The sequence below is a fragment of the Maribacter polysaccharolyticus genome (assembly GCF_028882255.1).
Lineage (GTDB): Bacteria > Bacteroidota > Bacteroidia > Flavobacteriales > Flavobacteriaceae > Maribacter_A > Maribacter_A polysaccharolyticus.
In genome coordinates, this window is the sequence record NZ_JARBUY010000004.1 from 442,067 (window position 1) to 457,077 (window position 15,011).

Sequence of the window (15,011 nt, forward strand, 5' to 3'; positions counted from 1 at the left end):
CCCACTACTTTACCGTCCCTTCAAAGGGGACAATAAATCCCCCTTTGAAGGGGGTGCCCGCAGGGCGGGGGATGTATTTCCCCATTAAAAGGGTCGAACCGATGTAGATAGAAGGAAAAACAGAAAGATGAATAAAAAAGATATAGCCTCCTATAATTTTTTTGGAGGTACTTAAACACGATAAACTTAACGTAGTATGAAAAACAACTACCTATATATCATCCTAATATTTTGGTGCGGCCTTCTTAGTGCCAACGCAACCAATTCCCACGATGCCAGCACTGAGCGCAGTCGAAGTGAAGGGGGTGCCTGCAGGGCGGGGGATGTTACACACCTTTTCGGGTCCAAAGACTCGGTTACCACTAAAAAAACCGATTCTCTCAAGACCCCCCCATTGGATCATACTGAAATGAGCCCCATAATGGCGCGCTGGCAGAAAGAAAAAGCAACGCCTGTACAATTGACCTCAGAAGTTGAAAACCGGAAATTCAAAAGTTTCCCAGAATTGGATAAATATACCGATGGCGTAAATGACGGTATTGTAAAAATACTCTCGGAATTTACCACAGAATATGTAGATCAGCTTAAAGCGAATGCTAGGGCTAAACTGGACAACAACTCAAAAGAAGTACTCGAAGCCAGTGAAAACGTATTCAAAATATTGGAAGAAAACCAAAACTTCATAAATATTATCGGAGGTAATGAAGTAACCCAATTACCTGTAGGCATCAATAAAAGTATTACGGCCAGCTCAGATATTACGCTGGGTATTGTTCGTATGGAGTACTACCCCACATATACCGTAGTAGATATGTTCGCCAAATTAAACTTGGGTGAATTAGGGGTGGAAAATTTACTTTTTGCTGCCAACAATGTAAAAATTTCCAAAGATGGGGGAATTTACGGCGAAGCCCGTCTAACCCTATTGGAAGATGCCTATGTGGGCCAGAACGGGGGACAATGGTTATTCATCTTTAAAGGAGGAAAAGATGCCAAAACCGGGAAGGGTACCGGATCAACGTATATAGATATCGACTGTGAAGGTAAGGTAAAAAAAATAGGCTTGAACCTTGATGTTCGAATTGCCAAATCCGTTGCCATACCCATAAACGAGGATGGGACCCATAAATTCCCAAACAGTATTGAGCCGGGAACTGGTGAATCACCAAAAGACAACGATACTTATTTGGGTACTTCTTTTTCCTTGGAAACCGATGAACTTGGCGGTTTACTAATAGAGCTGAACCTACCTATGTTCGAATTAAAGGCCCTACCCAACTGGGGTTTTAAAATGGAAAACACCATTTTGGATTTGAGCGACACCCAAAATGTAGCAGGTATTGATTTTCCAGATATTTATAAGAACCAAGGGCTATTACAAGGTAATGATAATCTATGGCGCGGCTTTCATTCACAAGAAGTACGGGTTACCCTTCCTCCAGAATTTAAAAAGAAAGGTTCGGAACAACGGATCTCTATCGGTGCACGAAATCTATTCATAGATAATTATGGGGTATCCGGAGATTTTTTCGCCACCAATGTGCTTGATATTAACGAAGGTGATGCCAGCAAATGGCAGATTTCGGTAGATTCCATTGGAGTGGATTTAAAAGTTAATCGCTTTATAAAAGCCGGTTTTAACGGGGAAATCGTCTTACCCATAAGTGATCAAAATTCTTCAGGTGGCACCTTGGCCTATAAAGGTTTAATTACTGCTGATCAGTTTTATTCGGTTAACGTAGAGGCCGTTGAAGATGCGAGTTTCGACGTTTTCAAAGCAAAAGCCAAAATATTCAATGGCTCGTACATAAAACTAGAGGTAGAGAATAATAAATTTTATCCAGAAGCCAACCTCACGGGTTTAATGTCTTTTAATGCAAAACAAGACAAAGAATTTAACGAACTTTCCTCCGAATCCCTCAATGATTCCACTGATGTAGTGGACTTGGAATTTGACGGACTTTCTTTTCAAAACTTTAAAATACAGACTAGGCAAAGACCGTATTTAAATATTGAATACGCAGGTTTTAAGGATGACATCAAACTCCCTAAAGTTGCAGGATTTGAGTTAGGCTTTTACAATGTAAGTATCGAAACCGACGAACAAGACAATGCTGTTTTAGCTTTAAACTCCTTTGTTAACTTGGATGACTCAGGCATTCATGGTGATGTGCGGCTTAGTGTAATTGGAGAGCTAAAAGAAACGGACTATCTAAAGTGGAGGTATAAAGGTATTGAAGTAAGTTCTGTGGAGATTGATGTAAAAAGAAAATCCTTTGAGTTTTATGGGCAGTTGGATTTTTTTAAAGACAACCTAGTCTACGGTAAAGGCTTTGCCGGTGATCTACAATTATATGCTGAGGATTTAGGTATTGAGGTGGGTGCCAGAGGACTTTTTGGTGCCACGGACGATTACCGCTATTGGTTCGTAGATGGTCACGGACGACCTACTAAGGACAACAATAAGAACTTCTCCATTTTCGATATTGGCGGTGGGGTCTATCATCATATGCGCAAGGCCGGCATGAATGAAGAGACAACATCCTTGTCGGGCATCAATTATCAACCTGATATCAATACCTCTTTAGGCTTTAAGGCCTTGGGGGCGTTCGAAGTTAAAAACGGAGCTTCCTTTACCGCATTGGCTGGTATTGAAATAGCATTTAATTCACAGTCGGCTGGTGGCGGTGTAAGTAGGGTCGGTTTTTATGGTGCAGCCATGCTCATACAAGGTAAAAGTGAGGGTAGCAACCCCCAAACCCCTTTCGGCACAGTAGATGAAATGCAACAAACCGTTGCATCAAAGGAAAGTTCCCTATCAAATTTTCATGAACTTTCCATCGATAAAGAAGGCCTAAAGTATTTTGCTGACAACGTTTTCCCTGAACTATTGACAGGCGAAGAACTCTTTGCCGCCCAGGTTGCCATTGATCTGGATTTCAGAAATAGGGCCTATTGGGGCCTTCTTGACGTATACCTTAATGCAGGAACCATTAGGGGGGAAGGTGAAAAGAACCTTTTGGGTCGACTTGAATACTACAATGCGCCAGAGGACTGGTACATTTATGTAGGTACCCCGACCCACCGCTTTGGGCTGGCCGATATTCCCATTGGTCCATTTAAAGCCGGTGTTAACCTGTATTTTATGACGGGTACCATTTTACCCGATCCCGCCGCACCTCCCCAGAATGTTATTAATCTCTTACATCTGTCGGGAGATGAACTTTTGTTCGGAAGAAATTTTGACCAGGAATTGGCAAGAGGTACAGGATATGCCTTTGGAGCTAAATTTGAATTGGGAATGGGCTTTGATTGGGGCATTGTATATGCCGATGTGACCGCAGGTGCCGGATTTGATTTAATGATGCGCGATTTTGGGGATGCCTATTGTAAAGGGAAAGAAGGCCCCCTTGGTATGGAGGGATGGTATGCTACCGGCCAAATGTACGCTTATTTACAAGGCCAGATCGGAGCCCAGATCAAACTATTCGGAATCAGGAAAAAAGTACCCATATTATCTGCGGGTATTGCCGTTTTGGCACAAGCGCAATTACCGAACCCATGGTTTATAAAAGGTTACGCCGGTGTAGATATAAAAGTTCTTGGCGTTGTGAACATCCATACCCGCTTAAAAGTAATTATTGGGGAAGAATGTGAGATAATCGGAAAAACCGGCTTACAGGATATCGTAATGATCTCTGATATTACTCCTAGGGATGGTCTAACCGATGTGGATGTTTTCGATGCGATTCAAGTGGCCTTCAATGCCCCGGTCGACAGTGAAATACCTTTTGAGGATAATGAAGGAAGAAAAACATACCGTATTGGCCTAAAAGAAATATCGGTTAAAACTGAAGGTGCGGCACTCCAAGGGTCTTTTGCTTATAACAATGAGAAAGATGTCCTTATCTACAATACCGATGAGACCCTTCCTCCTGAACAGGAAATAACTGTTTTGGTCCGGGTTTCATTCGATGAAAAAATTGGTGGCAATTGGGTGGCTGTAACCAGCGAAGGGACCCCAGTTATCGAAGAAAAGGTGGTTACCTTCACAACCGGCGATGCCCCAAGGAAAATCCCATATAAAAATATCGAATTCATGTACCCAATAGTGGACCAACAGTATATGCTCCCAAAAGAATCAAATGTTGGCTTTGTACAATTGGACAAGGGACAACAATATCTTTTTGGCAATGGTCTTAGTGATGAATTGTATTTCATAGATGAATCCGGTAATAAGACCAAAGCTTCTTTCAGCTATAACGCTTCCGAAAAAAGGTTGAATTTCTCCATACCCAACTTAAACAATGAAACCAACTACACCTATGCCCTGGTCACTTTAAATCCGGGCGACATAGAAGAAGATCAAGTTTTGTCCTCAGTGGAGTTCACGAAAATATCCGAAGACTTGGAAATATCGAATAATACACTTACCGGAAGTGCCTCCAATGGAGCGTTTATTAGCCGATTGGATTTTTCGTTTAAAACGAGTAAGCACAATACGTTTAAAAAGAAGATCAATTCATTAAAGGTCGCGCAATCAATAACCAGTTCGGATTCATATGCGGATACAGGAGATGCAATTGCGAATGTTGGACGCATAACGCTTATCATGGAGGATTATGAACCATTTGAAACACATGATTTAATAGGTAATATTTATACTTCAAATAAACCTTTAATACAATATAAGGCGTTATTGAATGATGATTATTTTAAGGAAGATATTAATCCCCTCTTATATAGGGAGTATCCTCTGGACGAATCTATCGAAGTAAGACGTGATGCAACAACCTTAGGAGTGCCCCCGGTCAAATCATTGCAATTAAGCACAACCTATGTAACATATAGCCAAACCAATTTAGACAACCCTTATTTGAACAAACACTTTCCTATACGTTGGCATCTCCCAATTGCATATTATTCCGATTATGTTGACTTACAATATCAGATTACCAATAGGTATATGCGAAATGGCATTACAGATCAAGAAAAGTATAATAAATATTACTATTTGATATGGGGTAGATTTCCGTTTATAAAAAGAGAAAATTATGAGGTTGAACTTGAATATGTACTTCCTGGCCAATCCAATGGAACAACTGGTGTAATACAATATAAAAACACGTTCTAATGGAAAAAATAATAAAACAGGCGATATTTATCCTGTTACTCCCTTTGATTTATAATGGTTATGGTCAAACTCCTGGCGCTAATCCCATGGCACTTCCACAGTTAGTTCTAAAAGCAAGGGCTTTAAACAGTTCCGTAATGCTTCGATGGGGAACAAATGACAGGTTTGCATGGAAAAAAGGTATCGAGAATGGCTATGTTATCGAGAGAACTACCATTTCCAGAAATGGTATACCATTAAAAGAAGTGGAAAAAAAAATATTGAACTCAGGCCCCATTCTACCCAAACCTTTAAACTCTTGGGAAAAGTTCATTTTGAATAATGATATGGCCGCTGTAACTGCCCAAGCTATTTATGGTGAAAATTTTAATGTAGATAATTCGGAAGAAAACCCATTTATAAAAATCATCAATCAAAGTTCTGAACTTCAACAGCGGTTTGCTTTTTCTATGTTTGCCGTGGACCAAGATTTTGAGGTGGCACTATTCGCTGGTCTAGGATACGTAGATAATGACGTTCATTCCAATGAGAGGTATTTGTATAATATAAAATTTGCAGAACCGAATGAACTTAACATAAAAGAAACAGGTACACTTATAGCTCCCGGAAAATCTAATCCCTTACCCAAACCTTATGACTTTGCAGGATATTATTATAACAACTCATTTGTTCTTATTTGGGAATATGATAATCTACAACACTTTTATAATGCTTATGATTTAGAAAAATCTGAAGATGGGGTAACCTTTAAAAAGGTAAACAATGTTCCTATTACGAAATTAAATACAACCGATGTGTCCGGTATTTCCTATGTGGATAGCATACCACAATACTCTAAAAAATATTGGTACCGTATAAAAGGAAAAACGATTTTCAACGAAACCAGCCCTGCTTCAGATACGGTTAGTGTTATTGCCTATAAAGAACTTTTGGTCGCACCTGAATTTAAAGATAATGACGTTATCTCTGATAAGGTGGTGGATTTAACTTGGTCCTTTGCCCAAGATGAAGAATGGAAAGTGACGAGCTACGAACTTTTACGTTCAAATACAGCACCTGGACCATATATAAAAGTTATTGATGATATTGACCCAGCGAATAGGAAGGTAACCTATTCTAATTTACAAGATATCAATTATTTTAAAATACGTGCAAAAGGGATAGCCGGGGATTTCCAAGATTCTTCTCCGAATATGGTACAACCTATCGATTCTATACCACCATCGAAACCATCTGACTTAATTGGTGTAATCGATACTTTGGGAGTTGTTCGTATTACATGGGAGGAAAATCCTGAGTTAGATCTTCGCGGTTATGTTTTGATGAGGGCAAACAGACCAAATCAAGAATTTACACGATTGAACAAACAAGAAATTAAAGAAACAGAATATACGGATACGATCAATTTAAAATCTTTCAATAAATCTGTTTTTTATAAACTGAAGGCATTGGACAGCAGATACAATGAATCTATTCCTTCAGACGTACTTCAATTGAAAAGACCTAGCAAAATCCCCCCAATCAACCCCGTTTTCACAACTTATGAAGTATATGGTGATACCGTTCATCTTGAATGGATACCGAGCATATCGGAAAACATCGTTAGACAAATAATATACAGAAAAAAGGCGGATACAAATGAGGATATACTATGGGAAAATATTTCAGAGATCACAGATAATTCCGTAAGTAATTTCAATGATCCTGATACAGAGACTAACCAAAAATATTTGTATACAATAACTGCGGTGAACGAGTTTATGATAGCGAGTAAGCCCTCTCCCCCTATTTCAATTACAACCATGCCTGAGTTAATAAAACCGGGTGTTAAAGGGCTATATGCCAATGTTGATCGGGAAAATAGATTTATTCAACTGAGCTGGCGAATTAACGGGAATGCAATTGCAGAAATAGAAGTCTACAGAAAAGACAGTGAATCACAGTTTACAAAATATGCCACATTAAAAAAAGATGAAAGACAATTTTTCGACACTAAACTAATACTGAATACCATTTATACTTACGCCCTCAAAGTGCTATACAACGATGGTTCAATGGGTGTATGGGAAGAGATTAAAGTTAAGTTCTAAAATATTAATATGGAAAATACAAATATAAAATGGCTATTATTTTTAGTAGCCCTTGCCTATTCTGTAAATCTTTTAGCTCAAGAAACCAAGTATCAAGTTGAATATAAGATAATTCATAAAGGTACTGCAGATACAAATTCAGAAGTAACAATTAAACTCGGAAATTCAACAATTTATAATTCCTTTATTCAAGGTACCGCTCAAAATAGCACACTTGAAGATATACAAGAATTTAAGGACATTATTACGCTAAGTAACCCAACCACCTCAATGGTGATGACAGGGCGTTCGACTGGTAGTTGTCCTGAAGATTATACGGTACCTTTCGCTGGTTTTGATGGCTGTTGGAATGATTTATCGGATGAAGGATCTGGCTTTGGTTGTTTTGTAATAGAGAACGAATATTTTAGAGTCACAGATATATCTTCCGAAGAGAGTAGTCTGGACAGTTTAAACTCAGAAAAATCCATTGAGTATTGCGAACCACAAAAAATGTACACTCCCTTTTGCGGTGATGGAAGTTATTCATTGGATATAATAATTGATGGAGGAAATCGCCAAAATTTATTAACATATGGTGTGCACCCATGGTTTTATAATTTTAATCCGTCAACTATTACCGGGGTTACAGAGAACAGTGTTATTAAAATTGAAATATTCTATACTGAAGATAAAAGTGAATCGGATATTATTACATATACGGTAAATCCTTGCCCTCTAAAACTTGATACAACTGTCAATCCTAATCCTGCGTCCAAAAATGTGACCTGTAACGGTGGTTCTGACGGTGGTTTCACAGTGACTTTCGATAGGGAACTTACAAATACGGAATATTTGGAAATAAGTTTTATTAGAGATAATAATAACGATGGTAATTTTGAAGAAGAACCTTATGATACTTCAGGTCAATTGTTCGCTGATGATTTTACCAATAGATCATATACATATACCGGCCTAAGTGTCGGGAATTATGAAATAGAATGGAATCAAGGCCTTATAGCTGGGGGGTCCCTTATTCCAGGAGGTACGGCAACCTTTCAGGTTACAGAACCAGACCCCTTGGGTTATTCCCTTACCGTTCCCGTACAGGATGTTACTTGCACTTTGGACGGCGAAATCAATATTTCCCCTTCAGGTGGCAGTGGAAATTATAAATATCAATGGATGGGCCCGAATGGAGCGACAACAATAGTCTCAACCAGTCAAAATCTTAGTACATCAGTACCCGGTGATTATGTTTTACGCCTTTTTGATGCCAATGTGATAGATGACAGTTGTTTTATTGACTCATCTCCTATCAATATTGGAGAGCCACCGGCAAAGCCCGAAATCAATTTAACAAGTCTTGAACAACCATCATCTTCAAATGGGGGTAAAGGTAGTATAAGCGTCCAAATAACAGGAACAGAACCGTTCACCTACGAGTGGCAAAAAGACGGTTCAAGTTTCACCCCATTAAGTCCTTCTACAAACCTTAATCTCGTAAACCTTGATCCCGGCACCTATACCTTAACGGTAACCGACAGCAATGGATGCACATCAATATTACCTCCCGCTGAATATATTTTAGACCCACTTCCCGTATTGGACGTCACTATTGAACAGGCATCACCTATACGCTGCGAGGGGGATACCACCATACTAACCGCATTAGGCCAAGGCGGAGCAGGAGATTATTCCTATTCATGGTCCACCGGGGCAACTACAGAAACCATAACAGCCGGTCCGGGGGATTATTCCGTTACAGTAACGGATTTATCAGGTAATACCGCAGCTAGTGATATTATGGACATCACTTATGTTGACGGCTCCGGAAACGTGATTCCAAATGTTCTTAACGTAACAGTTACCGACATCACGGATATTGAGTGTAAAGGGGAAAATAACGGGCGAATAGCCCTCGATATATCGGGCGGTACCGGAAATTTTGAGGTGTTTTGGGACGGGTCTCTTACTCCAGGGCCTCAAGACAACAATACACTTTCATATGGTAATCACACCTATGAAGTATTTGATGGTAATTGTAGTGTTTCGGGTGGCCCTATTTTTATTGATGAACCTGATGATTATTTCTTGGTTTCCGCCTCTTCAACAGATGCTACAACAAATGGTGGTGATGAAGGTACGATAACTTTGAACATAACAGGAGGGTCTGGCAACTATACCTACGCTTGGTATAAAGATGGAAGTGCCTTCTCCCCGATAAACGGTGCTACTGCCAATGAATTCGAAGGGTTCCCAACAGGAAATTATCAAGTTATTGTTTCGGAAACCAATGGCACGGGGTGCACCGCTACACTGGAAAACACTGTTTTCATAGACGAACCAGGACCCTTAAGTTTAGGTACGCCAGAAGCCATTGTAGATCCAATTTTATGTTTTGGTGATAGTACGGGTAGAATATCCGCCAATTATACAGGCACACCCCCATTTGAGTTTGTTTGGTACAATGTTGATACAGGTATGGAACTTAAACGAAGCGAAGAAGACTTCTTAGAAAATATAAATGTGGGCAACTATTCTTTTACCATAAATGATGCCTCCAATGCCGGCCCAATTTCAAGTGGCACCATAGAACTCCCCGGACCTTTGGCAGCCTTAAGTGCTACAGCGCTTTCAACCCCGATATCATGTTTTGGAAATTCCGATGGAACCATAACGATCAATGCCAACGGTGGGACGGGAAGCTTACGATATCAAATAACCGGTAAACCCTTACAGAATAACCCTTTCTTTGAAAATCTTGCTAGTGGTACGTACTCCGCAACTGTAATAGACCAAAATGGATGTACTTATAACGTTCCTGATGCAATAGAGATCATTGAACCCGATTTGATTCAAATCGATGATTTCCTTGTAACCCCAGCAACTTTTTCCGGTGCCGCTGACGGTCAAATAAGTATTGATGTATCGGGGGGGACAACACCTTATACTTACAGTTGGACGGGGCCTGGAATTACAATCCCAAGAACCACAAAAGATATCGATGCCTTAACAACAGGTAATTATACTGTTGTAATCACCTCCCCAGGCAATCAGGGTGGAATTGATGGGTGTTATCTTACCCAAACTTTTTTTGTTTCGGAACCGGGACCATTGAACCTTCCCGACCTAAGTTCGACGAATATCAGTTGTTCGGGAGCTAATGATGGGGCCATTACCTCCGCCGCCCAAGGTACGGGTACCATTGACTATGTATGGGAAAAAAATGGAGTCGTCATTGACGGTCAAATTGGACCTGACTTAACAGATCTTGGGCCTGGCACCTATACCCTTACCGTTAGTGATGAGACCAGTAACCCTTCGGTGACCAAATCGGTCACCCTCACCGAACCCACCCCACTTACCGCCCAGGCTTTTCCTACGGATGTCACTTGTTTTGGCGTGGAAGACGGTAGTGTCGTGATAACCCCCGATGGGGGAACACTGAGTTACAACTATTCCATCGATGGGGGGATCAACTATCAGAGCGGCAATTCGTTCTCCGGTTTGGCAGCAGGCAACCATTCCGTTAGGGTTCAAGATGCCAATCTATGTACCGTGGACGTCGATTTCGTGATTTCCGAACCCCAACCCATTGCCATTACCCTTGACCTGCAGCAATCCTTGTCCGCCGCAAATGCCACCGATGGGGCCATAAGCATTACCGCATTTGGGGGCACCGGTGCATTGACCTATACTTGGACAGGCCCTACCGGATTCACCCCTCCTACGGACAATAGTGATGATATCACAGACCTTCCAGGGGGCACCTATACCTTGGTAATTACCGATGACAATTTCAATGGCGACCTGACCACAGGTTGTTATTTTACCCAGGATTTCACCATTACCGAACCTGGGGAACTTTTGGTATCCCTGGCACAGACCGTTTTCTTGGAATGTAACGGGAATGATTTTGCCGAGATCACGGCTACCGTTCAAGGCGGGGTATCCCCCTATTCGCTTGAATGGTTCGATACCACCGATGGATCCGATGACCTTCTTTCCGAAACCAGTGAGATCATAGGTGGCCTGACCGCAGGGACCTATTTCGTTAGGGTAACCGATGCCAATGGGATCATCAAGGATTCCGATCCCATTACAGTAACAGAGCCGGACCTTCTGGAGATAACCTTGGAAAATACCACAAACATATTGTGCAATGGGGAGGAGACCGGGGCCATTGACATTTCGGTCAGTGGGGGCACAATACCGTATGAATTCTATTGGAGCAATGGGGCTAATACCGAGGATATCACGGATTTGGCTGTTGGCGAATATACTATAGAAGTCGTGGATGCCAACAGTTGTTCCACCGATATGACCATTACCATATCGGCACCGGACAATCCTCTTGAGATCAGTAATGTTACCTTGACGAATGCCTCCGAATATGAAGCTATGGATGGACGTATCGTCCTTGAAGTAAGCGGAGGACAACCGGGCTACAATATGAGCTGGACAAGGGCTTCCGACGGAGCGATCATTGGGAACACCTCAGAGTTATTAAACCTGGGCGCAGATACATATACCGTGGTAATTACCGATAACAACAGTTGTTCAGTGACGGAAACATACCAGATCACCGAACCCGATATCGTTGAGGAGACCCTAGTGCAACCGATATGTTCAGGGGAATCTAACGGGAGTATCTCCTTACTTGTCAATCAAGGCAATGGCAATTACAGCTATTCCTGGTCTACAGGGGACACCACCAATAGCATCGACAACCTGGCTGCCGGGGAATATTCGGTAACCATTACCGGACTGCCCAACGGTACCATAGAACGAATATATCTTTTGGAAAATCCATTGCCCCTGAACGTTGATCTAGGCGATAATCGGGTACTCTGTGCCGAACAGGAACTAATCCTCGATGCAACGGTGGAAGACGCCACCGCAACCTATTCCTGGTATTCCGACAATGGATTTATAAGTGCGGAACCATTTATCACAGTGGATGAAAAAGGTAATTATACGGTTACCGTGCAATCCGCTACGGGGTGTACCGCTACCGGTAGTATCTCCATCGATAAGAGCACCGATGAAATATCCGCTGAATTGGCGGTATCCAGTCAAGTCTTCGTTGGGGAAACAGCTATTCTGGTAGATATCAGCTATCCGCTTCCCGAGACTACGGAATGGATCCTGCCCGAAGGGGCACAGGTACTCCTTCAGGATAATGATGAGGCCGAGATCGTATTCGCCGAGACCGGGGAATATGAAGTGGGAATCCTTACCAAAATAGGGGAATGTATGGCAGAACAGACCAAAACCATCATCGTGGTCGCCAATGACCCCACAATCGAAGAAGCGGATAGTAATAACGGGCAACGATTGGTCGAGGAATTCATGGTCTACCCCAACCCTACCGATGGTAAGTTTACCGCTGAAGTGGATCTGACCGAAAGGGGAAACATAAGTATCAAGGTCTTTGGCTTGGCCAACAATGCCCTAATGGCGTCTGAAAAAGGACAGGGACAGACGGCGTACAGCATCCCCTTCGATATTTCAGGGCTACCTTCGGGCGTATATGCCGTGCTGCTCGAAACGCCTTACGGGAATTCCCTAAGGAAGATCATCGTTAGGTAAGGGTGTTGGACTATTATAAAATTCTGCGTATAGCAGGATCGTGCAGAATGGTTGATGGGTTTACCACATCCCCTGCCCTGCGGGCATCCCCTTCACTTCGACTGCGCTCAGTGCAGGCAAAGGGGGAATTAATAATGATGAAAAATTATTGGCCATAATGGAATTATGAAGGAAGTAACCGTAAATTAAAACTGGAAAGGCACGAGCAGGTTGCTCGCGCTAGCGGGGGCCTTAGGATTATCATAGACGATATTTCAGGAGAAGTAATTGAAATAATTTATGGTACAACGGTAAACATTATTAAAGACGAAATAACTAAAATATTAAAGAAACATCTTGATATTAAATAATGAAGAAATCAACATTAAACATATCTATATCAGTCATTTACTATTGCTTTATCATTTTGATAGTTTTATCTCAAAGTGGTGATATCTTATGGATGGACGAATGCAAGTTTCACACCTTGTCCGTGACAACATGGTATCAGTCAATTTGGGCTTGGGTATTGATGGCCTTTTTAGGTTTCATATATGTTAAAATATTAAAAATCAAATACCTCCCTCTAAGGTATTATTTCCTTTTGCCCTTAATTACTATTCTCTATACCGGACCAATTTACAGAAAGAATTTAAATTCTAGAATTGAATCCAAACCAAATATAATCGAAAAAGCAGTGATTTACGACATTGCTTTAGGCCAAAGAACACACGCATGTTCCTTTTCTTTTGAATTTAATGGGAAAGAGGCAAAATCAATAAAATCAACCAAGATAAAATACTTAAAAAAATTAAATATTGGAGATACCATACTTATAAAAGTATCGAAAGACTGTAAATACATGAACAAAATACATAATCTTTTTCCAAACAAAAGTGAAATGGATCTTTATAAATGAAAAAAACAAACCTAACCCAGTAGTATGAAAAACAACCATCTATATATCATCCTATTATTTTGGTGCCTTTTGCTTTGGCTGTCGTCGACTCTTGGCATAATGGTAAATAGGAGCAATTCCCCCTTTGAAGGGGGTGCCCGAAGGGCGGGGGATGTCCATTGTCTTACGTATTGTTATTAAGAATAGTTAACAAAGGCATGCATTTAGGCATGATGGAACTATGATTGGCACGATTAACAACATAGGCTATACGGGCACGAGCGTGACGCTCGCGCTAGCGGGGAAATTATCAGATTTAAATGGCTTTGGAAAAGAAGTAAAGTTATTATTGGACAATGATTTTATATATAATAATGATATGAAAATGTTTATAAAGCAATGATAAAAATTAATGGTTTTTACTTGGGTAAAGGAAGAGTTTATGAAGACTGGCATGCTGGTGTAAATATTAAAAGCCAAAACTACATCGTTCTAAAATTCTTTAAGGATGGAACGGTTATTAAAAAAAGTAGTTGGATATACCTCGATGAAATTCAAAAAAACTTAAATAAATTTCTTGAAGATGTGACAAATGAAATAAATAAAAATAATGATGTAAAAAAACTTTTAGAATTAGGTTACTGGATAGGTAATTTTATAGAAGAAGATAAAATAATAGAAATAGAATTTCAATTTAATGAAAGTAAGTATATCGATAATTATACAATATTATCTTCTGATATAATTCTAAGTAATGATTTAGATGAATTTCAATTTGAGAAGATTTGATATTAATCAACAAATCGAAAAAATCCCCCGGATAGTGCGAGCGTCACGCTCGTGCCGTCAACAGTAAGAAAAAAAAGAGTGAAAAGCAGTAGGCAGGGTACAGTAAGCAGTTGAAGAGGTAAAAAGTTGTAAAAAGTACGCAGTTGACAGTTGAAAAAAATAAAAACAAATCATAACCTAGTAGTATGAAAAACAACTACCTATATATCATCCTATTCCTTTGGTGCGGCCTTCTTAGCGCCAACGCAACTAATTCACATTTGAGGGCACAAGCGTGACGCTTGCGCCAGCGGGGAGCAATTAATAGAACCTAGGTATGAATAAAGGAGTAAAATACGTTTTAAGTTGGATCGTAGTGTTTTTAGCGCTTTCTGGGCTATTAGATAGTTTATTACACGATTTTTCGGAATTTAAATGGCTATACGCATCTTTTTATCCTACAGAGTTTTAGCAAAGATGCCTTAATATATGAGAGCCAGACTAGTGGATCCGGCAGCGGAGGTAGAGATATGTACTATTTCAATGGAACATTGAAAAAAATTAAAAC

The 15,011-nt window shown here is 40.5% G+C and carries 5 protein-coding genes; all 5 read left to right on the forward strand.

The window, feature by feature from the left end; translation table 11 throughout:
* The first annotated feature begins 196 nt into the window (after positions 1–196).
* The 5 genes from PHU20_RS14510 (at position 197) to PHU20_RS14530 (ending at position 14,464) form a co-directional block, all read left to right on the forward strand.
* Complete coding sequence (locus PHU20_RS14510) at positions 197–5,134, forward strand: hypothetical protein (protein WP_274826109.1); 4,938 nt, start codon at positions 197–199, stop codon at positions 5,132–5,134.
* Positions 5,134–7,224, forward strand: a complete 2,091-nt coding sequence (locus PHU20_RS14515; protein ID WP_274826110.1) for a fibronectin type III domain-containing protein — start codon at positions 5,134–5,136, stop codon at positions 7,222–7,224. Before PHU20_RS14510 ends, PHU20_RS14515 begins: the two co-directional genes overlap by 1 nt.
* A 9-nt stretch (positions 7,225–7,233) precedes the next feature.
* Positions 7,234–12,798: a T9SS type A sorting domain-containing protein gene (locus tag PHU20_RS14520; RefSeq protein WP_274826111.1), complete on the forward strand. Its 5,565-nt coding sequence runs from the start codon at positions 7,234–7,236 to the stop codon at positions 12,796–12,798.
* 349 nt (positions 12,799–13,147) lie between these two features.
* A complete protein-coding gene (locus PHU20_RS14525) occupies positions 13,148–13,696 on the forward strand; it encodes a hypothetical protein (protein WP_274826112.1) in 549 nt (182 codons plus the stop codon).
* 378 nt (positions 13,697–14,074) lie between these two features.
* Complete coding sequence (locus PHU20_RS14530) at positions 14,075–14,464, forward strand: hypothetical protein (protein WP_274826113.1); 390 nt, start codon at positions 14,075–14,077, stop codon at positions 14,462–14,464.
* Positions 14,465–15,011 lie beyond the last annotated feature (547 nt).

Coding starts and splice junctions, on each gene's coding strand:
- PHU20_RS14510 (WP_274826109.1), top strand. CDS start 197: ATGAAAAACAACTACCTATATATCATCCTAATATTTTGGTGCGGCCTT.
- PHU20_RS14525 (WP_274826112.1), top strand. CDS start 13,148: ATGAAGAAATCAACATTAAACATATCTATATCAGTCATTTACTATTGC.
- PHU20_RS14520 (WP_274826111.1), top strand. CDS start 7,234: ATGGAAAATACAAATATAAAATGGCTATTATTTTTAGTAGCCCTTGCC.
- PHU20_RS14515 (WP_274826110.1), top strand. CDS start 5,134: ATGGAAAAAATAATAAAACAGGCGATATTTATCCTGTTACTCCCTTTG.
- PHU20_RS14530 (WP_274826113.1), top strand. CDS start 14,075: ATGATAAAAATTAATGGTTTTTACTTGGGTAAAGGAAGAGTTTATGAA.